Origin of the sequence: Christensenella tenuis (genome assembly GCF_014287795.1) — a bacterium.
Lineage (GTDB): Bacteria > Bacillota > Clostridia > Christensenellales > Christensenellaceae > Christensenella > Christensenella tenuis.
On the sequence record NZ_JACOON010000004.1, the window covers coordinates 316468 to 340893 of the forward strand.

At 54.1% G+C, this 24426-nt stretch carries 20 protein-coding genes and 1 pseudogene; 19 read left to right on the forward strand and 2 right to left on the reverse strand.

Annotated features, from left to right (window positions below):
• Positions 1–23: 23 nt before the first annotated feature.
• Both H8S18_RS09295 and H8S18_RS09300 read right to left on the reverse strand, forming a co-directional pair.
• Complete coding sequence (locus tag H8S18_RS09295; protein ID WP_186858029.1) at positions 24–908, reverse strand: sugar phosphate isomerase/epimerase family protein; 885 nt, start codon at positions 906–908, stop codon at positions 24–26.
• A gap of 28 nt (positions 909–936) precedes the next feature.
• Positions 937–1704: a DeoR/GlpR family DNA-binding transcription regulator gene (locus H8S18_RS09300; RefSeq protein WP_186858030.1), complete on the reverse strand. Its 768-nt coding sequence runs from the start codon at positions 1702–1704 to the stop codon at positions 937–939.
• Between the two features lie 209 nt (positions 1705–1913).
• On the opposite strand from H8S18_RS09300, the gene hxlB reads away from it, so the two are divergent.
• The 19 genes and pseudogenes from hxlB to H8S18_RS09395 all read left to right on the forward strand — a co-directional run bounded on the left by hxlB (position 1914) and on the right by H8S18_RS09395 (position 24422).
• Positions 1914–2468, forward strand: coding sequence for a 6-phospho-3-hexuloisomerase (gene hxlB / locus H8S18_RS09305; RefSeq protein WP_186858031.1), 555 nt, complete (start codon positions 1914–1916; stop codon positions 2466–2468).
• 13 nt (positions 2469–2481) lie between these two features.
• Positions 2482–3783: a class II D-tagatose-bisphosphate aldolase non-catalytic subunit gene (locus tag H8S18_RS09310; protein WP_186858032.1), complete on the forward strand. Its 1302-nt coding sequence runs from the start codon at positions 2482–2484 to the stop codon at positions 3781–3783.
• Positions 3784–3980: 197 nt separating this feature from the next.
• Positions 3981–4727: a GntR family transcriptional regulator gene (locus tag H8S18_RS14840; protein WP_186858033.1), complete on the forward strand. Its 747-nt coding sequence runs from the start codon at positions 3981–3983 to the stop codon at positions 4725–4727.
• Between the two features lie 69 nt (positions 4728–4796).
• Positions 4797–5753 carry a shikimate dehydrogenase family protein gene (locus H8S18_RS09320; RefSeq protein ID WP_186858034.1) on the forward strand — a complete coding sequence of 319 codons (957 nt, stop codon included), beginning with the start codon at positions 4797–4799 and terminating at the stop codon, positions 5751–5753.
• Positions 5754–5827: 74 nt separating this feature from the next.
• Positions 5828–6526, forward strand: a complete 699-nt coding sequence (locus H8S18_RS09325) for an HAD family hydrolase (RefSeq protein WP_186858035.1) — start codon at positions 5828–5830, stop codon at positions 6524–6526.
• Between the two features lie 268 nt (positions 6527–6794).
• A complete protein-coding gene (locus H8S18_RS09330) occupies positions 6795–7541 on the forward strand; it encodes an SDR family NAD(P)-dependent oxidoreductase (protein WP_186858036.1) in 747 nt (248 codons plus the stop codon).
• 34 nt (positions 7542–7575) lie between these two features.
• Positions 7576–8595, forward strand: a complete 1020-nt coding sequence (locus H8S18_RS09335) for an ABC transporter permease (protein ID WP_186858037.1) — start codon at positions 7576–7578, stop codon at positions 8593–8595.
• Positions 8596–8636: 41 nt separating this feature from the next.
• Entirely contained in the window at positions 8637–9755 is a 1119-nt protein-coding gene (locus H8S18_RS09340) for a sugar ABC transporter substrate-binding protein (RefSeq protein WP_186858038.1), read from the forward strand.
• A gap of 85 nt (positions 9756–9840) precedes the next feature.
• Positions 9841–12450, forward strand: a complete 2610-nt coding sequence (locus H8S18_RS09345; RefSeq protein ID WP_186858039.1) for an ATP-binding cassette domain-containing protein — start codon at positions 9841–9843, stop codon at positions 12448–12450.
• A 32-nt stretch (positions 12451–12482) separates the two neighbouring features.
• Positions 12483–13997: a xylulokinase gene (locus H8S18_RS09350; RefSeq protein WP_186858040.1), complete on the forward strand. Its 1515-nt coding sequence runs from the start codon at positions 12483–12485 to the stop codon at positions 13995–13997.
• A gap of 104 nt (positions 13998–14101) precedes the next feature.
• Positions 14102–14854: a hypothetical protein gene (locus H8S18_RS09355; RefSeq protein WP_186858041.1), complete on the forward strand. Its 753-nt coding sequence runs from the start codon at positions 14102–14104 to the stop codon at positions 14852–14854.
• Positions 14851–15510, forward strand: a complete 660-nt coding sequence (locus H8S18_RS09360; RefSeq protein WP_186858042.1) for a beta/alpha barrel domain-containing protein — start codon at positions 14851–14853, stop codon at positions 15508–15510. Before H8S18_RS09355 ends, H8S18_RS09360 begins: the two co-directional genes overlap by 4 nt.
• A gap of 177 nt (positions 15511–15687) precedes the next feature.
• Positions 15688–16446, forward strand: a complete 759-nt coding sequence (locus H8S18_RS09365; protein ID WP_186858043.1) for a GntR family transcriptional regulator — start codon at positions 15688–15690, stop codon at positions 16444–16446.
• A 175-nt stretch (positions 16447–16621) separates the two neighbouring features.
• Entirely contained in the window at positions 16622–16711 is a 90-nt protein-coding gene (locus H8S18_RS15090) for a potassium-transporting ATPase subunit F (RefSeq protein ID WP_186858044.1), read from the forward strand.
• Positions 16708–18399, forward strand: coding sequence for a potassium-transporting ATPase subunit KdpA (gene kdpA, locus H8S18_RS09375; RefSeq protein WP_186858045.1), 1692 nt, complete (start codon positions 16708–16710; stop codon positions 18397–18399). The genes H8S18_RS15090 and kdpA overlap by 4 nt, the downstream gene beginning before the upstream one ends.
• 13 nt (positions 18400–18412) lie before the next feature.
• The gene (kdpB, locus tag H8S18_RS09380) at positions 18413–20470 is read left to right on the forward strand and encodes a potassium-transporting ATPase subunit KdpB (protein WP_186858046.1); all 2058 of its coding nucleotides are present in this window, start codon (positions 18413–18415) and stop codon (positions 20468–20470) included.
• A gap of 90 nt (positions 20471–20560) precedes the next feature.
• Positions 20561–21160: a potassium-transporting ATPase subunit KdpC gene (kdpC, locus tag H8S18_RS09385; RefSeq protein ID WP_186858047.1), complete on the forward strand. Its 600-nt coding sequence runs from the start codon at positions 20561–20563 to the stop codon at positions 21158–21160.
• Between the two features lie 22 nt (positions 21161–21182).
• A pseudogene (locus H8S18_RS09390) lies at positions 21183–22790 on the forward strand (GAF domain-containing protein); the annotation flags it as partial.
• A 150-nt stretch (positions 22791–22940) separates the two neighbouring features.
• On the forward strand, positions 22941–24422 hold the full coding sequence (locus H8S18_RS09395; protein WP_186858049.1) for a DUF4118 domain-containing protein: 1482 nt from the start codon (positions 22941–22943) through the stop codon (positions 24420–24422).
• Positions 24423–24426 lie beyond the last annotated feature (4 nt).

Consider the following 24426-nt stretch of genomic DNA (forward strand, 5'->3'; position numbering starts at 1 on the left):
TGCTTCTTCCTTTCCAAATTCGTTTAATAGTTTGCGCACATTGCGCGGATATAGTCAAGGGAACTCTTTGCCATAGCGTCGAGCTGCGCTTCGTCTGCGCCGTGGGACTGGTCCCGCCACATGCGCATATCATAACCGACCTGCCCGCCAGACCGGATGACCGGCTCTTGGATAATGCAGCCCCGGTAATCGATTTTTGCCAGCGTGGAGAAAAATTCATCCCAGTCCATGCGGCCCTTGCCGTCAAGCGGCCTGCGGTCCGTTTCACCCACATGGAAATAGCCGATGTGCCCCGCGCCGCGCAGGATAGCGGCTCCAATCAGGTCTTCCTCAATGTTCATGTGGAATGTGTCGAGATGCATTTTGAGGTTTGGGCTGCCCACACGTTTGCAGAATTCGACGCTTTCATCCACCGTGGTAAAGAGGAACGCATCAAAACGGTTCACGACTTCAAAACACAGCGTCATGCCGAGGTCTTCCGCGGTTTTTACCACTTCGCCGAGGCTCGACGCGGCGCGGTCCATATACGCGCTGCGGTCAAAGGGATACGGCGGGAAAACGGGAGGCCATGCACAGTAGGAAAGACCGCCGAGTACGTCGCCGCCCATGTAATGCGCCGTTTCCAGCAGGCGCTTTACATATTCGATTCCCCTCCGGCGCACGGCTTCGTCTTCCACGGTAAGGTCCCGGTCCGGGGTAAGGCCTACGGTAAAGGAAAAACCGAGGCCAAGGTCTTCGCCCAGCTTTTTCACATCGTCAAGCCCGCTTCTGGAAAGGGAGTCGAGGTTTGTGAGGGACATTTCCATCACGTCGTAACCAAGTCCGGCGATTTTCCGCGCATAATAACGGAAATCGCCCGACCAGTCCTGGCACCAATAGGTGAAACTCATGCCGATTTTGTTATCCATTACAGGTTCTCCTTTGCTTAGTATGAATTTAAACGGTAATGATTTCGAGTGTGTCCCGGTGTGCGCGGACCCAGTCCCCCGGCGCGCCGGAGTCGGTAATCAGCGCGTCGATCTCTGCCCATTGCGCGTATTGGACGATGGCGGCTTTCGTGAATTTAGAGCTGTCCGCAAGCACCAGCTTGGTCTTTGCGTGCCGCAGCACTTCCTTTTTGGTCTGCGCGTCGGAAAAAAGTTTTACGCCCGGCCCGGTATGCGCTTCAAAACCGCTTGACCCAAGCACCGCAAGGTCGAACGCTACAGACGAAATAGACTGCTTTGTCCACAATCCGTTTACCGACATCGTTACGGAAGAAAATTCGCCGCCTGTGAAATACACTGTCACGCCCGACCCGGCGAGTTGGTTTAAAACGGCGACAGAACTTGTTACGACCACAAGGTCGCCGTCCGGGACAAGCTTTGCGAATTCAAGCGCCGTGCTGCCCGCGTCGATATACACAACCATCTGGCCGGACAGGAATTCCGCCGCCCGCATGGCAATTTTGGCCTTGCTGCCGGAATGTTCGCGCGCCCGCATGCTGACGGGAATTTCCTGCGCCCCAGCGAGGGAAACCGCGCCGCCGAAGCTCTTTTTTAAAAGTCCCTGCCCGTTTAAAAGGGCCAGGTCTTTGCGAATGGTTTCACCGGAAACGCCGAAGTAATCTGCAAGCTCAGCGGCCCGCATGCTGCCGCTGGAATTGACCAGCCGGATCATCTGTTCCCGGCGTTCTTCGGCAAGCAGGTTCGTTTTTTTAACCAATATGGATCACATCCCTTCGGATCTTTGGAAAAGGGTATTTTCTTTACAATAACGGATGGAAATTAAAATGTCAACGGGAAAACAAATAAATTCCAACAAATTCAATTAAATTACAAAAATATGCAATTGACAACAAAATATGCGGATGATATGATTTTAAACAGGAAGAGTTTAAGCAGGGCAAAATACTATGGAAGGCGGTAAGCGGAATGGATGCGAGAACAGAGGCAATACTCTCGGAACTCGGGGGAACGCTTGGAAAGATCGATGAGGAACAGGCGGCGGCGTTTGCACAAATGGTATATGAAGCGCCGCGCGTATTTTTGGCAGGCTGCGGACGCAGCGGGCTGATGGTGCGCGCGTTTGCCATGCGCTGCATGCATATGGGAAAAACGGTTTACGTGCTTGGAGATGTGACTACGCCGTCAATCAGGAAAGGCGACCTGCTTGTAGTAGCGAGCGGCTCGGGCGAAACGGAAAGCCTCGTTTCCCATGTGAAAAAGGCGAAAAAATTTGGCGCAAAGGTTGCCACAGTAACCATTTATCCCAAGGCGGCGATTGGCAGTATGTCGGATTGCGCGGTATGGATTAACGCGCCCACGTCCAAATCGGAAGAAGATACGGGCGTGACGTCGGTTCAGCCTATGGGTTCGCTGTTTGAGCAGAGCCTTCTGTTGTTTTTGGATACGACCATCGTGCGTATGATGGAGCTTTCCGGCAAAAGTTCGGAAGAGATGTTCGAAAACCACGCGAATCTTGAATAAACAGGAGGCAGAAATGAAAGAAAATCCTTTGAAAAAAGCGCTTGCGGTGGGCACGGATACGTTTGCCCCGCAGTTTTCGGTGACATGCGCGAATGAATTCGTGATTCGCGTGGCCATGAAACACGCAAAAAAGCACGGACGGCCGTTTCTGGTGGAAGCGACCGTGAACCAGGTGGACCAGTTCGGCGGATATACGGGCATGAAGCCCGCAGATTACGCCGGCATGATCGGACGGATCGCAAAAGAGGTGGGAATGGACCTTGGGCAGGTCGTGATGAGCGGCGATCACCTTGGGCCGTTTACCATGCAGGATAAGGACGAGGAAGAGGCAATGGCATATTCGCGGGAGCTTGTGCGCGAATATGTGAAGGCAGGGTTCCGCAAGATACACCTTGACACCAGCATGCGCCTCGCCTCCGATCCGCAGGACCGCCCGCTTGCAGACGAAGTAAGCACGCGCCGCGCGGTGGAACTGGCAAAGGTTTCCGAGGAAGCATATGCACAGTCGGCGGGCGATACGCCGTGGAGCTACCGCCCTGTTTACATCATTGGCAGCGAGGTACCCGTGCCCGGCGGTACGGAAGATGAGGAAGAGCTTGAGGTTACGAAGCCGGAAAGCCTTGTGCACACGCTCGACAGCTACCGGGAGGCATTCCTCGCCGCAAGCCTGCCGCAGGTATGGGACGACGTAAAGTGCGTCGTCGCGCAGATCGGGGTGGAATTTTCGGACGAAGCCGTGCATGATTTTGATTTCGAAAAAGCGCAGGCGCTTGCAAAGGCCGCGGCCGGATATGGCAAGGTAACGTTTGAAAGCCATTCGTCGGATTACCAGACGGCGGCAAACCTCAAAGATATGGTAGCTTCCGGCGTGGGCATCCTCAAGGTGGGGCCGGAGCTGACGTTCGTGTACCGCGAAGGGCTGTATGCGCTGGAACAGGCCGAACAGGAACTGATTGCCGCATACCCGGGGATGCAGCCTTCAAACTTTGCAGAGACGCTCGAGCGGGTTATGCTCACGGCGGAACCGAATTATTGGATCAAATATTACCACGGCACCCCAGAGCAGCAGAAAATCAAACGCAAATACAGTTTTTCAGACCGTTCGCGGTATTATCTCACAAACCCGGAAGTCCACGCCTCCATCGAACGGCTGATGGAAAATACCGGCAGGATGGATATTCCTCTCACGCTCATCAGCCAATACCTGCCCGTGCAGTATGAACGCATACGCGCGGGCCTCATCGGCAAACGCGCGCAGGAGCTTCTTGAAGATAAGGTAAACTGTGTGCTGGACCGCTATACGTCGGCACTGTAAGGACCCATTCGCCCGGCTTCTGCCGGGCGTTTTTTGTATGCGCGGGGCGCAAAGCAAGCCGGACGGGAACCGGCCCAGGGATTTCGGACGAAATAAATCCTGTTGACACGCCATGAAAAATATGATACGTTTTTATTGTTGTTATGTAATGACATTACGAACACAGTATGCCTGCATAAGAAAAATGGAGACGTTGTATGCCTTTTCAAAACGACCATATCGATAAAAATATACCCGTTCCCATGTATTACCAGCTCAAAACGATTATTCTCGAAGCGATCCGGGACGAACGGTTTAAGCCGGGCGACGTAATCCCCACGGAGGCGGAATTCAGCGAAATGTTCGGGATCAGCCGCACAACGATCCGTCAGGCAATCGGCGAACTGGTGATGGAGGGATATTTATACCGGGTCAAAAGCAAGGGAACTTTTGTGGCGCAGCCGAAAGTCCAGCAGGCGTTTATAAGCAGGATCCAGGCATCGCACGAACTGGTGCGCGAGCAGAACATGGTGCCGACAACCAGGGTTTTGATGCTGGCCATGGAACGGGCCTCCCGGGAAGCGGCGGCAGCCCTCCAAATGAAAGAGCATGCACAGGCCGTGAAACTGGTACGCCTTCGTTATGTTGATGAAGAACCGATTCTTATTTCGGAGAGCTATCTCCCGCTGCCTCTTTGCAAAGCGGCGCTGGAAACAGATATGGAACATTGCGGGCTTTACGAATTTTTGGATAAGGCGGCCGAAACGCAGGCTGTCCGCTCGGTAAGAAGCCTCACCGCCATTGCGGCTGGAAAATATGAGGCGGATATGATGCGCATCGAGAGGGGGGCGCCCGTACAAATGACAAAATCCATCAGCTACAATGCGCAGGGGGTACCCGTAGAATTTACGGTTTCCAAATTTCGGGGAGACCGGAACGAATTTGTCGTGGAGCTCAACATCTGAACCGCGGCCCGGACATACCCGAAGGGTATATTGAATATAACTTGATTGAAACAAAAAGGAGAAGGAAAAATGGCGAAATACGAACCGGCAACACAACCAACGATGTATTTTATCGGGGTCACGACGGGAAGCTCTTCCATCATGAAAGTTTTCCCGGAATGGGCGAAGGCCCTTGGGCTCAAGGATGCGGTCATGAAGGGCATCGATATTGCGATCCATGCAGATCCGCAGGAGTACGTTGACGTAGTAAAGTTTATCAAGGAAGATCCGCTTTCCCTCGGCGCCCTTGTCACCACGCATAAGCTTGACCTGTACAACGCGGCGCATCAATATTTTGAATATCTCGATCCGTACGCACAGATGTTCCACGAATTGTCCTCTATCTCCAAACGCGGGGATAAACTGTGCGGCCACGCAAAGGATCCGATCTCAAGCGGGCTTGCGCTGGAACACTTCGTACCGGAACATTACTGGAAAGAACATCCGCAGGCCGGCGTGCTCATCATGGGTGCGGGCGGGAGCGCGATTTCCATGTGCTCCTATTTGATGCGCGAAGACTTTGCCGGAAATTATCCCGCAAAAATCGTGATTGCCAACCGTTCCAAGCCGAGGCTGAAGGAGATCGAAGAGATCAACGCGAAACTCGATCCCTTTGGCATTGAGTTTGCCTATTACCTTACCCCCGAACCGGGCCAGAACGACGAGGTACTGCATAAAATGCCCGAAGGTTCGCTGGTCATCAACGCGACTGGCCTTGGAAAAGACAGGCCGGGCAGCCCGCTTACAGACAACGCGAAATTCCCCAAAAACGCTCTGGTATGGGAAATCAACTATCGCGGCGACCTTCGTTTTATGCACCAGGCAGAGGAACAGCAGGAAGAGCGTAACCTCACCATTGAGGATGGCTGGACCTATTTCATCCATGGCTGGACGCAGGTTATCAGCGAGGTGTTTGATACACCGATTGCGGGCGAACGCCTGCAAAAGCTCGATGAAATCGCCGCAGGATTCAACCAGAACAAATAGCAGTTTTGTTTTGCTGCGGGCAGGATTATCCTGCCCGCAGCAGCCCTGTTGCGGCGCGGCGGCAGGGCGCGCGCATGTCACAAAAAGCACAGAATATTCGGTTCATAACAATGCAGAAAAAATACGAGGCTGTCCTGTTTGACTTGGATGGAACCTTGGTGGATTCGTTTGCGTTCCACAGCGAGGTAACGTACCGCTTTTTGACGAATCAAGGGTTCCAGGTGGACAGGGAACAGGTCAAACGGAACATCGGGAATACAATTGAACATGTACTGAACGGCTGCCATATCCCCGGGGAATGCCAGCCCGGGATCATTCGGGAATTTGACGCCTATTACGTTACCCACGCGGCCGACCTGCTGGAGCAGGTTGTTTTTGAACCCAGTGGACTTAAACTGGTGAAACGCCTCAAAAACGCGGGAATCAAAACCGGAATTGTAACCAATTCCAAGCAGGCCCTGGTAGAAGAGATCATCCGCCGGAACCATGCGGAAGCGTTATTTGATATTGCAAGCGGCGCGGAAACGGATTCCATCAACAAAGAAAGCCGCTGCAAGGATGTCCTTACAGCGCTCAGGGCCGCCGCCGACAGGACGCTTTACGTTGGAGATACCAAATATGACGTCCGGCTGGCAGGAAAATGCGGCATGGACGTTTGTATCCTCTGCCACGAATTCGGATGGGAAAAGGATTATGCTGCGCTCCAAGAAATGTATCATCCGGAATATATGGCGGACAGTCTTGCAAAGATCGTAGAGCTCGTGCTTTATTAAAAATCAGATAAAATTTGAAAATAAATTGAAAAAAAGATTGACAAAGAAAAAAATGTAGGGTATATTCTGTGTAAAGCTTATGTTATGACATAGTGATAACATGATAACGCGATATCGCTATAGTCCCGGCTGAAACTGCCACAACTCAAAAGAAGATGCAACAAAATAAGATTATCGGAAAACATAGGTTAGGGTTTTATACTGTATTGTCTTTTAAAAAAGGATAAAACAAGACATTTGTATTATAGCACAAGGAGAAAGAAACGGAATGGGAATTTTTGATCTCACCGGGAAACGGGCAATCGTAACGGGCGGCTATTCCGGGATTGGAAAAGCGGCCTCGGAAGCGCTGTGTGATGCGGGTGCAAAAATTACGGTTCTCGACGTGAACCCGGAAGTGGAAAAAGCGCCGGAAAACCTGCGCCCGCAGGCGCGGGGCGTGCAATGCAACCTTCTTGACCGTGAAGACCGGAAGCGCGGGTTTGAAGAGGCAGTCGGCCTCCTTGGAGGAGTTGACATCCTGGTAAACAACGCGGGCTTGCAGCATAAAGACCCGATCCTCGAATTTCCGGACGAAGCATGGGATAAAGTCATTGAATTAAACCTGAACTGCGTATTCTCCCTTTGTAAATATGCAGGCCGGTATATGGTCGGACAGGGGTATGGAAAAATTATTAACCTTGCGTCCATGAACTCCTTTTTCGGCGGCACGAACGCCTGCGCATATGCCGCGTCCAAGGGGGCGATTATGCAGTTTACAAAAGCCCTGGCCAATGAATGGTCAAAATACGGGATTAACGCAAACGCAATAGCGCCGGGCTTTGTGGAAACGGGAATGACGGCGAACCTGTGCGAAGACAGGGAATATAAAGAAAATAAAACGAGCCGGATTCCTGCGGGAAGATGGGCGGCCCCGAGGGACCTTAAGGGAGCTTTTGTTTTCCTGGCGTCACCGGCGTCCGACTATCTTTGCGGTACGGTGATCCCGGTGGATGGCGGGTATCTTGCAAAATAACAAAACAGCGAATCAATTTTGAGGAGATGGAAGAATGGAAAAGTTATCTCAGGAAAAATTAAAAAAACGCGTTACGGTCAATTGGGAAATGCTTTTGCTGGTCGTAATTGTTCTCGGATTCAGCATCGTTGTGGGAAGCATTAATCCGGTATTCTGGAGTGTGGACAATTTCAGGACCATTCTTCACCAGTATTCTGCGGTAGGCGTTGCCGCGGTTGGAATGACGCTGGTCATTATCTCCGGCGGAATCGATTTATCGGCAGGCTGGAGCATTGCGCTTGGCGCGGTTACCATGGGTGCGGCCTACCAGGCCACGCAAAGCCCGGTGGCGGGAATGCTCGCAGCGGTTGCAATCTGCACGGGCGTAGGCGCGCTGAACGGCTTCCTCGTAACTAAAACAAAGCTGATCCCGTTCGTGGCAACGCTCGCCACAATGTCGATTGCCCAAGGCTTCCTGAACATCATCAGCGAAGGAAAGCGCGTTGCGCTTGACGACGCGATGTTCAAGACGCTCAATAATACGTCGGTAGGGCCGGTAAGCCTGCCAACGGTATTGATGGTGGCCGCGATTTTTGTCGGATTTATCCTGCTGCGCAAAACGGTCCTTGGAACCTACACCTATTCCATGGGGGCAGACGTCCAGAATACGGAACTTGCGGGCGTGAACGTGCCTTTTTACAAATTCTGGGTATATACCGTGGCGGGCGCTTTTGTCGGGATGGCGGCGATCCTTCTCGGCGTACGCCTCACGACGGTCAGCGGCAGTATTACAGGGAACTCGCTGCTGATGGACATCATTGCGGCAGTCGTTCTCGGAGGCGCCAGTATCGTAGGCGGAAAAGGCTCCGTATGGGGCACGCTTGTGGGCGTTATCCTGATCGGCGTTATCACCAACGCATGCACATTGCTGCGGGTCAATTCGACGGCGATCGACCTTTTCAAAGGCGCGGCGATTATCGTGGCTCTTGTGGTAGGCGCGCTGGCCGCCTATATACAGAAGCAGAGCGAAAAAAAAGAGATAAAAAAAATGAAAGCGTATAAAATGGCGAACTGAGCCTTTTATAAATCATAGAATAAAAAAGAGGAGGATTCAAAATGAAAAAGACAATCGCACTGGTACTCGCGGCAGTCCTGATGGCAGCGGTCCTGATGGCAGGATGCTCGCCGGCCCAGGATGCAGGCGGGTCTGCCGCACCGGCAGACGAACCGCAGGCATCTGCGTCCGTTTCGGCAGATACGGAAGAAAGCGCCCCTGCGGAAGCGAAACCCGAAGGGGAAAAAATCCGCGTAGGTTACGTGATGCTCAATTTCACGAATACATTCTACGCGAACCTTATGGAAACGGCGCAGCAGGCGGCAGACGACAGGGGATTTGAAGTAACCTTCAAGAGCTGCGAAGGAAACCTCGAGCAGGAAATCGCGCACATCGAGAACTTTATCCAGGAAGGCGTCGACGTCATCATCGCGGACCCGATCGATTCCGAAGCGCTTGTAGATGTGTTTACCAAAGGCGCCGAAGCGGGAATCACGATGGTCTCCCTGTTCAACGAAGTGAAGACGCCTGATTCGGTAACAACCTACAATGCAATGCTCGACCACCAAGGCATCTTTGAAGGCGCGTGCATGGGCCTTGCGGCCAAGATGGGCGGCAAGGGCAAGGTAGGTTTCATAGCCGGGACTCCGGGCAACGCCGCAAGCGAGGAAAGAAAAGCGGGATTCCAGGCAATGCTCGATAAATATCCGGATATCGAATTGGTTGCGGAAGAGCCAAGCGAACTCGACCCAACCCAAGGGATCGCGATCTTTGAAAACTGGCTGACCGCCTATCCGGATATGGACGCGGTGTTCGTAGTGTTCGACGACTGCGTTCCGGCGATTGTCGATATGATTGAAGGCAACGGAAAGGATATCCTGATTGCGGCAAACGACGGATTGGGAGACTGTGTGGCAATCATGGGCAGCGATGGGCCGCTCGTAACGGACGCATTGATCAACGGATACCGCGCAGGGTACTGGACAGCGCTTTACTGCTATAACCTCGCGACCGGAAAGACGTCGGAAACACATGAATATATGCCAACCTATTCCATTATTCCCACGGATGTACAGGAATTGATGAAAGCGGATGGAACATATGACGATTATGACATCATCACCCCCGAAGAAGCCCTTAGCTATCTCGACAATGTAGCAAACGAATTTAAGGATTATTGATCCGGGGTCATTCAACAGGATGCAGGAAATGGTGCGGCAGCAGTCTGCTGCCGCACAAAAAAAGAAAACTAACGGAGTTGTTATTATGGCACAGGTTACATCAAACATGGAAAACAGAAAAACCAATGTAGTTCAAAGACTGTTGTTTGGCGGTTCCCGATATATCATGCTGATTGTGGTTGCGTTGGTCCTGGGCGTTGTGTTTACGATCATCAATCCGAATTTCCTCGGCGTTGACAACGGGTTCCAGAACATTTTTAACCTGATCCGCCAAACGGCTGTGATTGCGATCGTCTCCTGTGGCATGACTTATGTAATACTCACGGGCGGGATTGATCTTTCGGTCGGCGGAATCCTGGTGTTCGCCGGAACGGTTGGGATTATGGCGTATAACGCCCTTGGGGAAAATGCCCTTGTGGCCATTGCGGTCACGCTCCTTGCGGCGGTGCTGATGGGGATGCTCAATGGTTTCTTTATCGGAAAACTAAAACTGACGGCTTTTATCGTAACCCTTGCCACACAGTCGGTCGCCCGCGGGCTGGCGCTCCTCTTAACGGGAGGGCTGTCGCTGCCCATTTCCGACCCGGTATACAAATATCTCGGGCAAGGCGACATTATCTCAATCGGAAAGGTCGGCGTTCCTTTTGTGCTTGTGATTATGATCGTGATCTTTGTCATCGGCACGATTATAAACGATAAAACAAGGTTTGGCAGGGATGTATACGCTGTGGGCGGCAATGTTACGGCGGCGCGGGCCATGGGCATCAACGTTCCAAAACGGATCATCCAGGTGTATGGGATCAGCGGCCTTATGGCAGGGATCGGCGCGGTGCTTACTGTGGGCCGGCTTTCCTCGGCACAGCCGCAGGCAGGCATAAACCTGGAGTTCGACGCTATTACCGCCGTCATCCTGGGCGGCACGTCGCTGGTGGGAGGAATCGGCAACCTCAAAGGGACGATCATTGGCGCGATCCTTGTGGGTATTATTACAAATGGTATGGGTATCATCCCGGATGTAACGCCTTTTGCCACTTATGTAGTAAAAGGGCTGCTTGTACTCGGGGCGGTGCTGCTCGACACGATGAGCACCAACTATAAGGCGAAACTCATGGTGCCGGAAATAGAAGATACGGAAGAATTTGACCAGGAAGAACCGGCGGAAGACGGCTTCCGCCAAGCGGTGGCCTCGGTGCATGGGAATGAAGCGGAAAACATCCTTGAAATGCGCAGCATCACCAAGGTGTTCCCGGGGACAAAGGCGCTCGATAAGGTTTCGGTCACGTTCCGCCAGGGCGAAGTACATGCCCTGATGGGGGAAAACGGCGCGGGAAAGTCAACATTGATGAAGATCCTGGCAGGCGAAATGCGGCAGGACGGCGGCACGGTCTATCTTAATGGGATCCCAGTGAGCATCGGCACTACCTTCCGTTCACAGGAACTTGGGGTTTCGATCATCCACCAGGAATTCTCGCTGATCGACGAGCTCACGGTAGCGCAGAATATTTTCCTTGGGCAGGAGATCCGGACGGGCGGCTTTGTGAACACACGGGCAATGGAAAAAGAGGCGCAGAAGGTCGTCGACGGCATGGGGCTCGACATCGATGTGCGCCGCTCCGTCAAGAATTTGACGGTGGGCGAAAAACAGATGGTAGAAATCGCCAAGGCATTGAAGGTAAAGGCATGGCTGATTATCATGGACGAACCGACGTCCGCGCTTACAGAGGATGAAAAGGAATACCTTTTCAATGTAATCCGCAACCTGAAGGCAAAGGGAGTAAGCGTCGTTTATATCTCCCACCGGATGCAGGAGATTTTCGATATCTGCGAAACCATCACGGTCCTGCGGGACGGCCAGTATATCGGCTCCGCAAAAGTAAACGAAATCGACGAGCCGCAGCTTATCAAAATGATGGTAGGCCGCGAGCTGAGTAATATCTTTTCAAGGGAAAGGAACCAACTTGGCAAGACTGTTCTCAGGGTAGAGAACTTAAGTAGGGACGGCGTATTTGAAAATATTTCATTTGAGGTACGAGAGGGAGAAGTGCTTGGCTTCAGCGGCCTTCTCGGCGCGGGGCGCACGGAAATAGCACGCTGCCTGTTCGGACTCGATCAGTATGACGCCGGGAGGATCTATCTGGACGGGAAGGAAATCACCATTAAAAATTCTGCGGATGCGATTCGGAAAGGGATTTTCTATCTGCCGGAGGATCGGAAACAGGAAGGCTTTATCCCGTTCATGTCAATACGGGAGAACCTTGCGTTTCCTTCCTACCCTGTGATCAGCAATAAGCTTGGGGTTATCTCTGAAAAAGAGGAGTCCAGGATCAGCCAGGACCAAGTCCGTGCGCTTAAAATCAAGTGTGCGGGCGATAAGCAGAACGTTGGAGAGCTTTCGGGCGGCAACCAGCAAAAGGTTTCCTTTGGGAAGTGGATGCCCCTTGACGCCAAGGTGTTGATCCTTGACGAACCGACGCGCGGCATAGATGTAAGCGCGAAAGCGGAAATCCACCAGATTATCGCATCGATTGCACGGCAAGGCGTGGCAGTGATCCTCATTTCCTCCGAAATGCCGGAACTGCTCGGGGCGATCGACAATGTGATCGTACTGCGGGAAGGAGTGATCCGGGGATTTTTCAGTGCGGATGAGGTTACGCAGGATTTGATCATGGAACGGCAGGCGCATACGGCAAGCTGACCAGCGCAAAAATGAACGGAGAGGAAGAGACAATGAGATATCTGCTCGGTATGGACCTTGGCACACAGTCGGCAAAGGTTTGCCTGTTTGACGAACACGGGAACATTGTGGCAAAAAGTACGCGCAGCACGGCGACCCATCGGGAAAAACCCGACTGGGCAGCCCAAAACCCGCTTGAATGGTGGAGCAGGATCCGGGAATGCACGAATGAAGTCCTGAAAAAAACGGGAATTTCCCCGGGCGAGATCGCCGGTATAGGAACGGATGCGCATATGCATGCGACGGTTGGAATTGGCAGGGACGGCGGGCTTTCAAATGAAGAAGCGCAGCTCTATTCGGATAAGCGGACCGGGGGAATCCGCTTCAGCGGCGCCGAAAAAAAACGGATGTATGAATTGACTGCCAATGCGCCGTCTCCACAGCTGATGGGGATGAAGATCAAATGGATCCGGGAAAACCAGCCGGAACAATATGAAAAGACAGAAAAGTTTCTCGTAGCGAACGCTTATCTGAATTACAGGCTGACGGGGGAATTTGCCATCGATCCCTCCGAAGGGTCGGGAACCTTCCTTCTGGACTGCAAGACCATTGACTGGTCGGGGGAAGCGGCGGACATCCTTGGGGTGGATGTCCAAAAAATGCCTCCGGTTGTAAAATCCTGCGAGGTAATGGGCCGGGTAACGCGGGCAGCGGCCGAAGAGCTGGGGCTCGCGGAAGGAACGCCAGTTGTCGCGGGAAGTGGGGACATGGTGTGCGGCATGCTCGGCACGGGCCTCGTAAAGCCCGGGTTTTGCTCGGATGTTACCGGGACGGGAACCGGCATGGATATCTTTTCGCCGGAAGCGATCCGGGACCCGCGGCTTACCAACCTGAGCTATCTTGACGGTTCGTGGCTGAGCTATGCTTCGCTCGATACGGCGGGCGTATGCTACCGCTGGCTGCGGGACAATTGTGCCAAAGAAGAGATGCGCGCGGCCGCGCAAAAAGGGGAAGACGCTTACGATTACCTGAACCGCTTGGCCGATGGAACGCCGCCCGGCGCGGAAGGAATGCTGTTTTTCCCGTACCTTTTGGGAGAACGGACGACCGGGTCGGCTTTTGCGAAAGGGTCGATGCTCGGGATCACGCTGCGCACGGATATTGCGTCTATGGCGCGGGCTGTGATGGAAGGCGTGACCTTTGGCCTGAAACGGTTCCTGGATATTTTCCAGGAACATATAGCGCTCGGGCACGTACGCCATATCGGCGGGGCTGCAAATGGAGATACATGGAATCAGATCAAAGCGGATATCTTCAACCTGCCGGTCCTGACCGTTGCAAATTCCGAAACGACGGCGTTGGGCGCGGCCATTATGGCTGGCGTTGGGGTAGGGATATGGTCTTCCGCCGAAGAAGCGGTACAGGAAACTGTCCATACCGGAAGGGAATACCTGCCGGATCCTTTAAACCGGCAGCTTTATGACGATTTATATGGAGTGTATAAAAAGCTGCACGACCAGCTCGACGCAGCTTATGTGGAGATAGCGCGGATCTATGGCCTTGCTTAGGGAAAAGAAACCGGGGCAGGCGCCGGGCGGTCTGGGAAATATGGATGGATGCCATTGTAAAGAATGCGCATGATGCGTATGAATAGTTATTTTGGAGGGAAAAGATGTTTGACTGGAGCAAAGTGAAGGATCCTGTAATTGCCAAAAGATTACAGGATGAAGGACGGGCCTTCGTGGCAAGATGCCATTTTGGCACACAGGGAGTGGCAAAAACAAAACAAGACGTTCTGGATACGCTGCAACGGCTTCTTGACAGTGGATTTATGACGCTCGCGTTCGATATTGAAGCCAATTACGCGAGGATGGTCCAGGAGGTCACGGGGGGCAAAGTCCCGCTGCATGCGGCAGTGTCCTACCCGATGGGAAGAATGACGCTGAAACAAAAGCTCTACGGCCTTCAAAGCATGCTGGACCTTGGCATCGGGGATACTTGCGTGTGCATCGACTGGCAAGCTATTTTTTCAGGACGCTATCGTGATGTGGAGAAGGAAGCGGCGGCGATCAATAAGGAATTCGATGGAAAATTCCTGAAAAACGCTTTTGTAATCCCCGCAACGCTGATGAGCGACCTTGAGATCGTGGAAGTCTGCAAAGCGCTTGACAACGCGGGGGTCTACTCTATCAAAGTAAATCCGGGCACAAAGCTGGGCGTTTCCTACGAAGAAGTGGAGCTCATCAACCGCAATTTCCCGCACCGGTTCGACATTCATCCGTCGGGCAATATCCGCACGCTCGAGGCGGTGGAAAAATATTTGGAGCTTGGATGCAAAATTATCCATACGGCAAGTTCGCTTGAAATTGTAGAAGCATATCTGAACCGGCAATTTGCCCTATATACCGGAGGTGTACAATCATGAACGGAATCGAAAAGAAAATCGTTTACACTAATGCTTCCGCTTATAAAACCAGCGATGCGGACTGCGAACGCTTGGTGCTCGGCGCAATGGCCAAGGGAATGGAGCGCATCTTTGTTCTCCCGTCCTCGTTGCCCGTGGTCAACAGGACAAGGACGGACGGCATCCGGGTTGCGGTAGGGGTCTCTTATCCTTCGGGAGCCTATGAACAGGCGGTAAAGGTACATGAAATCGAAGACCTGCTTTGTTCGGGCGAAGCGTTCGACGAGATCTATGCGGTTCTTGCGGTTGGACGCTACCTGAGCGGCTATGCAGACGAGTGCCGTGCGGAAATGGAGGCGATGGCTGCCGCCGCGGGGGAAAAGCCGGTCTATTTCATAATGGAAGCGGCGGTCATGACGGACGGGCAGAAAAAAGAGGTTGTGGAAATGGCCGCGGGGGCCGGGGCGCGCGGGATTGTGGCATCCACGGGGTTTGCTCCCTACGATATCAAAATGCCCGGACCGGAAGACATAAGGACGCTTGCAGAGGCTGCCGCTGGGAAACTCGAGATAATCGCAAACGGGGGAATCGATTCCATGGAAAAAATACAGGATATGCTTCGTGCGGGGGCGGGCCTCGTTTGTTCGGCTGATGCATACCATATCCTGAATGGATAAACTGGGCGATGGGAATAGTTCCGACCAAAACGCATAAAAAGGGCCGTTCCGCTTCAGAGGAAGGCCCTTTTGTGCTTATTGACGAAAGAAAAGAATTTAGGTATTCTATAAATAAACAATAAAAATATTGTTTGGCACAAACACAAAAAATCTATGTGTTTTGAAATGGAGTCTGAGATGTTTAGCGGTGAGATAATCGATAAAAACACGCCCGTACCTATGTATTTTCAGCTAAAGAATATTATCCTCAAGGAAATTGAGGCGGGACGTCTCAAACCGGGCGATTATATCCCTACCGAAACGGAACTGCGCGAACAGTTCGACATCAGCAGGACAACGGTGCGCCAGGCGATCACTGAACTTGTTATGGAAGGCTACCTCGAGCGGGACAAGGGCAGGGGCACTTTTGTTTCACGGCCCAAGATGGAGCAGAAGTTTATGCAGTCCATTATTTCCTATGCGGAAGAGATGCGGCTTCTTGGGTTTGTACCGAAGACGGAAATCCTTGAAATGAAGGTGATCCCGGCGTCTGAACGGGAAGAAGCAAGGCAGAAGCTGTGCATCCCGGAGGATGGCGAGATCATTTATATCAAGCGCCTGCGGTATGCAAGCGACGAACCGATGGTAGTAGACGAGGTATGCCTTTCGACGGCCTGCGCCGCACTGCTTGACATTGGGCCGGACCAGATTGCGGAATATGGCCTTTACCATTTCCTGTTTCAGAAAAACGAGACCAAAGTGATGCACGTCACGCGGCAGATTGAATCGGTGGCGTGCGGCAAAAAGGTAAGCGAACTTCTTGGAATACCGAAAGGCGCGCCTGTGCAGCTTACCACGACCCTTAGTTATAATAAAGACGAAGTGCCGCTGGAATATACGGTGGCGCATTACCGTGGAGATAAAACCAAATTCCGCGTCGATTTATTCAACACATAACAAGAAAAAGTGTGCGATAAAACCGCTGGAAGGCGGTTTTTTTAATGTGCCTGCAAATCTGGCCGAAGCAATCTTAACATTGTCTTAACACCGTCCCTCCCATCTTAACACTGCATTTACGGGAAACAAATTATAATCATCCTGTGACAAAATTTAGGGAAAAGGAGATAAAACTATGGGAACGGTTATGGTTGTTGCGGGCATAGCGATGCTCGCTATGCTCGGCTATCTTTTCTGTGTTTTATTCAAAGGTGAGAAGCTATGAGCAGCGGGGTGATTCAAGACATCGTATATGTGATTGCCCTGATCGGTATTGGAATACCGCTCGGGATTTACATCTACAAGGTAATGACGGGGAAGCTTACATGGAAGCCTATCGCGGCCCTTGAACGCTTCACCTACAAGGTCATGCGCATCAACCCGGAGGAAGAACAGACAGCCGGACGGTACGCGCTCTCGGCGCTTACCTTCTCACTCTTTGGGTTTGGGATCCTGTTCGCGCTGAATATGCTGCAGGGTTACCTGCCCTTTAATCCGGAGGGGATCGAAGGCACGAGCGCGCATCTCGCGTACAATACGACGGCCAGCTTCGTATCCAACACGAACTGGCAAGCGTATTCAGGGGAATCGGCGCTTTCGTACCTCACGCAGATGGCAGGCCTCACGGTACAGAACATTGTGTCGCCCGCGGTTGGATGCGCGGTGCTGTTCGCGCTCATCCGCGGCTTCCAGCGCAGGGAATCGAGAACGATCGGGAACTTCTGGGTAGACCTCGTAAAGGCGACCTACTATGTGATGATCCCGCTTTCCATCATTGTAACGCTGCTGCTCGTTTCGCAGGGGGTAATCCAGAACCTCAGCGCTTATGTACACGCGACGACGCTGGAGTCGGGCGCGGAGCAGATTATCCCGATGGGCCCGGCAGCAAGCCAGGTTGCCATCAAGCAGCTCGGCACCAACGGCGGCGGCTTCTTCGGGGTCAACTCCGCGATGCCGCTCGAAAACCCGACGCCGTTCTCAAACTTTGTGGAATGCCTGTCGCTGCTGCTTATCCCGGCGGCGCTGTGCTTCTCGTTCGGACGGGCGGTCAAGGATTCCAAGCAGGGACGCGCGATTTTCATCGTTATGCTGGTCATCTTCCTGCTTGCCCTCATCGGAATGACGATGAGCGAAAACGTGGCTGCGCCGCAGTTTGACGGCGTTGCGCAGTCCGGCAGTATGGAAGGCAAGGAAGCGCGCCTTGGCGTGGACACATCGGCCCTGTGGGCGACGGCGACAACGTCGGCCTCGAATGGGTCGGTCAACTCGATGCACGACAGCTACACACCGCTCGCGGGCGGCATCCAGATGTTCCTGATGATGCTTGGCGAGGTCGTGTTCGGCGGCGTGGGCTGCGGCCTTTACGGAATGTTGGCGTTCGCCATCCTCACCGTGTTCATCGCGGGCCTGATGGTAGGGCGCACACCGGAATATCTTGGCAAAAAGATCCAGGCGTTCGATATGAAGATGGTGTGCCTTGTGATCCTGACACCGCCGCTCTGCCTGCTCCTTGGCACGGCGCTTTCGACCTTCGTGCCGACGATCACGGACGACTTTACCAACACGGGCGCGCATGCGTATTCCGAATTGCTTTACGCATACACGTCCGGCGCGGGCAACAACGGCAGCGCGTTTGCGGGCTTTAACGCAAACACGGTCTACAGCAATATGGGAATTGGAACGGTTATGCTGCTCGTCCGGTTCATCCCGATGGTGGCGGTGATCTTCCTGGGCGGCAACCTTGCGAAAAAGAAGCTGATCCCGGCTTCGAGCGGTACGCTCTCCACATCGAACGCGATGTTTATCATCCTCTTGCTTCTCATTGTGTTCGTCGTGGGCGCGCTCACGTTCCTGCCGGCGCTGGCGCTCGGACCGATTGCAGAATTCTTTAAGACGCTGCCAACGTTAGGATAGGAGAGTTGAGACGATGAAAGAGAAAAAGATAAATCAATCGATTGGGCGCGACGCGTTCGCCCAGTCGTTCAAAAAACTGGCACCGCGGACGCAGGTTAAAAATCCGGTCATGTTCGTGGTGTATATCGGAGCGATTTTTGTAACGGTCCTGTATTTCCTCGGGTTCGCGGGCATGCAGGAGGAAGCGCCGTGGTACGTGCTGACAATCGCCGTCATCCTGTGGGCGACGGTATTGTTCGCAAATATCGCGGAAGCGGTGGCCGAAGGACGCGGCCGCGCGCAGGCAGACAGCCTTAAAAAGGCGCGGCGCGACGTTGTAGCAAGAAAGCTGAAAACGGCGGACATACATTCCGAATATACGGAGGTGCTCTCCAAAGACTTAAAACCGGGAGACATCGTGCTCGTCAAAGCGAATGAGCAGATCCCGATGGACGGCGAGGTCATAGAGGGCGTGGCCTCCGTGGACGAAAGCGCGATCACGGGCGAATCCGCCCCGGTCATCCGCGAATCGGGCGGCGACAGAAGCGCCGTTACGGGCGGCACCACGGTGGTATCGGACTGGCTGGTCGTCAAGGTGACGGCAAAAGCGGGCGAAAGCTTCCTCGATAAGATGATCGCCATGGTCGAGGGTGCGGCGCGCAAAAAGACGCCGAACGAAATTGCCCTTCAAATACTCCTTGTAACGCTCACGATCATCTTCCTGATCGTCTGCGCGACACTGCTCCCGTTCTCGAGCTTCGTAAGCGAACTCGAAGGGGCGGGCCGCGCAATCAGCCTCACGAACGTCATCGCCCTGCTGGTCTGCCTTGCGCCGACCACCATCGGCGCCCTGCTGTCCGCGATCGGCATCGCGGGCATGAGCAGGCTGAACCAGGCGAATGTGCTCGCGATGAGCGGCCGTGCGATCGAGGCGGCGGGCGACGTTGACGTCCTGCTGCTCGACAAAACGGGAACCATTACGCTCGGCAACCGCCAGGCAAGCGAATTCCTGCCGGTGGAAGGCGTTACTGAAGTAGAGCTTGCCGACGCCGCGCAGCTCTCCTCCATCGCGGACGAGACGGCCGAAGGACGCAGCATCGTGGTGCTGGCAAAGGAACGTTTCAATATCCGCGGACGCGACCTTTCCGCGGCGAACGCAGAATTCATCGAATTTTCGGCGAAAACGCGCATGAGCGGCATCAACCTCGGCAGAGACGAGATCCGCAAGGGCGCGGCCGATGCGGTCAAGGCATATGTGGAAAGCAAGGGCGGCACCTATCCGCAGGACTGCGCGGAATTGGTGCGGCAGGTCGCGGAAAAGGGCGGTACGCCGCTCGTCGTCGCCAAAAACAACCAGGTGATGGGCGTCATTTACCTGAAGGATATCGTGAAGAACGGGGTCAAGGAAAAGTTCGAGGACCTGCGTAAGATGGGAATCAAGACCATCATGATCACAGGCGATAACCCGACGACGGCTGCGGCCATCGCTGCGGAAGCGGGCGTGGACGACTTCATGGCGGAAGCGACCCCGGAAGCAAAACTGGAGCTGATCCGCAAATATCAGGCGGAAGGCCACCTTGTCGCCATGACGGGCGACGGCACGAACGACGCGCCGGCGCTGGCGCAGGCAGACGTTGCGGTGGCGATGAACTCGGGCACGCAGGCCGCGAAGGAAGCGGGCAACATGGTTGACCTCGATTCCAGCCCAACGAAGCTGATCGACGTCGTACGCATCGGCAAACAGCTTTTGATGACGCGCGGTTCGCTTACGACGTTCTCTATTGCGAACGATATCGCAAAATATTTTGCGATCATCCCGGTGCTTTTTGCCAGCATCTTCCCGCAGCTCGAGGCCATGAACTTCATGGGCCTCACGAGCGCAACGACGGCGATCCTTTCCGCGATCATCTATAACGCGGCGATCATCGTGGCGCTCATACCGCTGGCGCTCAAGGGCGTGAAGTACAGGGAGAAGCCGGCCAAGACGATACTTGCGCACAACATGCTGGTTTACGGCCTTGGCGGCGTGGTCGCGCCGTTTATCGCGATCAAGCTGCTGGATATGCTGCTCACAGCCTGCGGAATCCTGTAAAAAACGGACGGCTTTCCGGGAGCGGGATATTCCCGCTCCCACAAGGGCCGGAACGCGGCAGACAGACAGGAAAGGAAGAAGGAATCTGAAATGGAAGAGAAAAAAAGTACGAATACAAAACCGAGGATATGGATTGCGGGCCTGATCTGCGCGGTATTCATGACGGTGTTCTGCGGGCTCATCTATCCGCTCGTTATGACGGGGGCCGCGCAGCTTACGATGCCCTACCAGGCAAACGGGAGCCTCATCTATGTGGAGGAGGAAGACGGGAGCGTGGTGTGCTACGGTTCCGAATTGATTGGGCAGGAGTTTACCCAGCCGCAGTACCTGATCGGCAGGCCGAACACGGGCAGCGCGGCGGCGTCCAACCTCTCGGCTGTTTCCGAAGACCAGGCGGCGCTCGTGCAGGAGCGCATCGACTGGTGGCATGAGCTCGATCCGGAAAACACAGCAGATATCCCGATGGACCTCGTAACGGCGTCGGGCAGCGGCCTCGACCCGCACATCTCGCCCGCAGCGGCGGAATACCAGGTGCCCCGCATCGCGCGCGAACGCGGCATGAGTGAAGATGAAGTGCGCGCGGTCATCGCAAAGCACACGGATGGAAAGGATTTCGGCTTCATGGGCGAAGACCGCGTGAACGTGTTGATGGTAAACCTTGAACTGGACGGGAAAAAGATCATCAGTTGACCTGTAAAAGAGGGAAAAAACCATGTATGATGAAAACGAACGGCCAAACCCGGACGAACTGCTGCGGCAGATCGGTACGGAGGAAACGCCGGACCGGACGGGAAAATTAAAAATATTTTTCGGATATTCCGCAGGCGTGGGAAAGACCTATACGATGCTGCGGGCGGCGCACGACTGCCTTGAGAGCGGAATCGACGTGGTCGTCGGATATATCGAGCCGCATACGCGTGCGGAAACGATGAAGCTGGTGGAAGGACTGCCCGTCCTTCCCACCAAAAAGGTGGGCTATAAAAATATCGTGCTCAATGAATTTGACCTTGACGGCGCGCTCGCGCGCCATCCGCAGCTCATTCTTGTGGACGAGCTTGCCCATACGAACGCGCCGGGCGTGCGCAACAAAAAGCGCTATCAGGACGTGGAAGAACTGCTGAACGCGGGGATCGACGTCTATACGACAGTGAATGTTCAGCATCTTGCAAGCCTCAACGACATCATCAAGGATATCACCCACATCGAGGTGCGCGAAACGATCCCGGATTATATTTTCGATAAAGCGGACAGCGTGGCCCTCGTGGATATCGAGCCGGAAGAACTCTTAAAACGGTTCGAAGAAGGCAAGATCTACCGGCCCGAGCGGGTCGTGACGGCGATGAACAACTTTTTCACGCGGCAGAACCTCTCTACCCTGCGTGAGATATCCATGCGCCGCACGGCGGACCGCATCTATGGGCGGGATGGAAAGGCGATGGAGAAGAGCGTGAGCGAAAAGCTGCTCGTGCTTCTTTCTCCTTCGCCTTCTTCCGCTAAAAACCTGCGCGTGGGCGCGCGGATGGCCGAGGCCTACCATGCCAAATGGGAAGCGCTGTATGTGGAGACGCGTACCAAACTTACGCCTGAACAGGGCAAACTGCTGCGCGACAACATGAACCTTGCCGAGCAGCTTGGGGCGGAGGTCGTGACGATGTACGGGGAAAACCTTGCTGAAGTGGTCGCGGCGCACGCGAACCTGACGGGTGTTACGAATGTCATCATCGGAAAGACACGCAATAAAAAACACCTGAAAGATTTCTTCAAAGAAGATTTTGAAGACCAGCTCATCGGCCTGCTCAAGAACGCAGAGCTGCATATCATTCCGGATTCGGACAATGCCGGGACGAAGTACAAAAAGCCGCCCCGGCAGGGCAGCCGCAAGGACTTCGGCCTGCTCGAGCAGCGGACGCAGATCCTCTACGAGATCAGCAAAAAGCTGCTGGCGACGCGCGGGCTTATGAACATCATTTCCGGGATGAACGAATATATCTCGCGGATCCTCGAACGCTCCGTCATCTTTTACCTGCCGGACATGAATAAGCCGGGCGTGTTCTGGCAGGCGGAATTCGACGAGGATGCGTCCTTCCTTCTGGGGGACGACGAAAAGGCGGTGGCCAAATGGGTGCTGCTCAACAAAAAGCGCGCGGGCGCGGGCACGGATACCCTGATGGGGGCGGGCGCGTTCTATATGCCGATTATGTCGCAGGGCGCCGTGCTTGGGGTGATGGGCGTATCGTGCAAAAAGGGCCTTCTTTCCCAGGATCAGCGGATGCTGCTGCGCATGATCGCTTCGCAGGTCGCGATGGCCCTCGAGCGCCAGCGGCTGTCGGACGAGCAGCTGAAATACAACCTTGAGCTCCAGCGTGAAAAACTCAAGGAAGACTGGATGAAAAACCGGGAATAGGGTTGCGGTTTCCGGAAAATCGTTTATGATAAAGGAAAAAGGCCGCAAAACGGATAGGAACGGGAAATGAAACAATCGAAAAAACAGACGGTAGCAATGAATATCCTGAAAACAGCCGCGATCCTCGCGCTGTGTACGGCCGTGGCCTACCTGTTTAACCTCGCGGGGCTGCGGACGGAGAACCTCTCCATGATCTACCTTGTAGGGGTGCTCCTGATTACGATGGCGACGGAACGGTTCCTGTACGGGATTATCGCTTCGGTCGTCAGCATTCTGGCCTACAACTTCTTCTTCACTGCGCCGACGTTCACTTTTTTGGTGAGCGACCCGAATTATATCGTGACGCTGGTGATCCTGCTCGTGGGTTCGTTCATCGTGAGCCTCCTTACGAGCAAGCTCCACAGGCATGTGGCCGAAGCGCAGTACCGGGAAAAGCAAATGCGCTCCCTGTATGACATCAGCACGAGCTTTCTCGGCGTGTCCGGGATGGACGATATTGTGCGTTATGGCATGAACGGGCTTTCCCGGCTGGAAAACCGCCAATGTATTATCTATACCGCGCGGGATCTTTCGGCGGGAAGGCACGCCGCGGCGGAACTCGAAGAAAACGAAGCGGCGCGGTGGTGCTTCGAGAATGTGAAGCCGTGCGGCTGCGGGACAGAGTATTTTTCCGCGTCGCAGTGGATGTACCTGCCGATCCGGAGCGGAAACGAGGTATACGGCGTTGCCGGGATACACTGCGGGGAAACGCCGCCCGCGCCCGGCGAAATTTTGATGGTTCAGACGGTCGTCTCGCAGATCTCCGGCGCGATGCAGCGGGAAACGTTGTACCGCCAGCAGGAGGAAAGCAAGCTGAGGATCGAAAAGGAACGCCTGCGGAACAACCTTTTGCGCGCCATTTCGCATGACCTGCGGACGCCGCTTACCGGCATCGCGGGCTCGGCAAGCTTTATTGCGGACAGTGTAAGGAGCCTTTCGGAGGAACAGATATTGAGCCTCGTGGGGGATATCCGCAGCGATGCGCAGTGGCTCAACAATATGGTGGAAAACCTGCTCAACATGACGCGCATTTCGGAGGGAGAGCTTGTCCTCAAAAAGCAGCCGGAGGTGGTGGACGACGTCGTCAGCGAAGCATACCGCCGCATCGAACGGCTGAAGGGCGGGCGGGATATCGCCATCAACATGCCGGATGCGGTGATGGAAGTGCCGATGGATGGGCGGCTTATCATACAGGTGCTTGTGAACCTGCTCGACAATGCGGTGAAATATACGCCCGAGCATGCGCACATCGACCTGCGCGCCTATCCGGAAAGCGGATATATGGTGTTTGAGGTCTCGGACGATGGAAAGGGAATAGACCCCTCTATCCTGGACAAGGTATTCGACAACTTTGTGACGGCCCCGGCGCTGAGCGGGGATGCGAAGCGCGGGATGGGCATCGGCCTTGGCATCTGTAAATCCATTGTGGAAGCACACGGCGGCGTAATCGTCGCCATGAATAACGACCGCGGCGGAGCGACATTTAAATTCGCCCTGCCTCTGGAGTGAGGGA

Bases quoted from the DNA above. Each gene is read 5' to 3' on its own strand.
- H8S18_RS09295 (WP_186858029.1), bottom strand. From the start codon at position 908: ATGGATAACAAAATCGGCATGAGTTTCACCTATTGGTGCCAGGACTGG.
- hxlB (WP_186858031.1), top strand. From the start codon at position 1,914: ATGGATGCGAGAACAGAGGCAATACTCTCGGAACTCGGGGGAACGCTT.
- H8S18_RS09310 (WP_186858032.1), top strand. From the start codon at position 2,482: ATGAAAGAAAATCCTTTGAAAAAAGCGCTTGCGGTGGGCACGGATACG.
- H8S18_RS14840 (WP_186858033.1), top strand. From the start codon at position 3,981: ATGCCTTTTCAAAACGACCATATCGATAAAAATATACCCGTTCCCATG.
- H8S18_RS09320 (WP_186858034.1), top strand. From the start codon at position 4,797: ATGGCGAAATACGAACCGGCAACACAACCAACGATGTATTTTATCGGG.
- H8S18_RS09325 (WP_186858035.1), top strand. From the start codon at position 5,828: ATGTCACAAAAAGCACAGAATATTCGGTTCATAACAATGCAGAAAAAA.
- H8S18_RS09330 (WP_186858036.1), top strand. From the start codon at position 6,795: ATGGGAATTTTTGATCTCACCGGGAAACGGGCAATCGTAACGGGCGGC.
- H8S18_RS09335 (WP_186858037.1), top strand. From the start codon at position 7,576: ATGGAAAAGTTATCTCAGGAAAAATTAAAAAAACGCGTTACGGTCAAT.
- H8S18_RS09340 (WP_186858038.1), top strand. From the start codon at position 8,637: ATGAAAAAGACAATCGCACTGGTACTCGCGGCAGTCCTGATGGCAGCG.
- H8S18_RS09345 (WP_186858039.1), top strand. From the start codon at position 9,841: ATGGCACAGGTTACATCAAACATGGAAAACAGAAAAACCAATGTAGTT.
- H8S18_RS09350 (WP_186858040.1), top strand. From the start codon at position 12,483: ATGAGATATCTGCTCGGTATGGACCTTGGCACACAGTCGGCAAAGGTT.
- H8S18_RS09355 (WP_186858041.1), top strand. From the start codon at position 14,102: ATGTTTGACTGGAGCAAAGTGAAGGATCCTGTAATTGCCAAAAGATTA.
- H8S18_RS09360 (WP_186858042.1), top strand. From the start codon at position 14,851: ATGAACGGAATCGAAAAGAAAATCGTTTACACTAATGCTTCCGCTTAT.
- H8S18_RS09365 (WP_186858043.1), top strand. From the start codon at position 15,688: ATGTTTAGCGGTGAGATAATCGATAAAAACACGCCCGTACCTATGTAT.
- H8S18_RS15090 (WP_186858044.1), top strand. From the start codon at position 16,622: ATGGGAACGGTTATGGTTGTTGCGGGCATAGCGATGCTCGCTATGCTC.
- kdpA (WP_186858045.1), top strand. From the start codon at position 16,708: ATGAGCAGCGGGGTGATTCAAGACATCGTATATGTGATTGCCCTGATC.
- kdpB (WP_186858046.1), top strand. From the start codon at position 18,413: ATGAAAGAGAAAAAGATAAATCAATCGATTGGGCGCGACGCGTTCGCC.
- kdpC (WP_186858047.1), top strand. From the start codon at position 20,561: ATGGAAGAGAAAAAAAGTACGAATACAAAACCGAGGATATGGATTGCG.
- H8S18_RS09395 (WP_186858049.1), top strand. From the start codon at position 22,941: ATGAAACAATCGAAAAAACAGACGGTAGCAATGAATATCCTGAAAACA.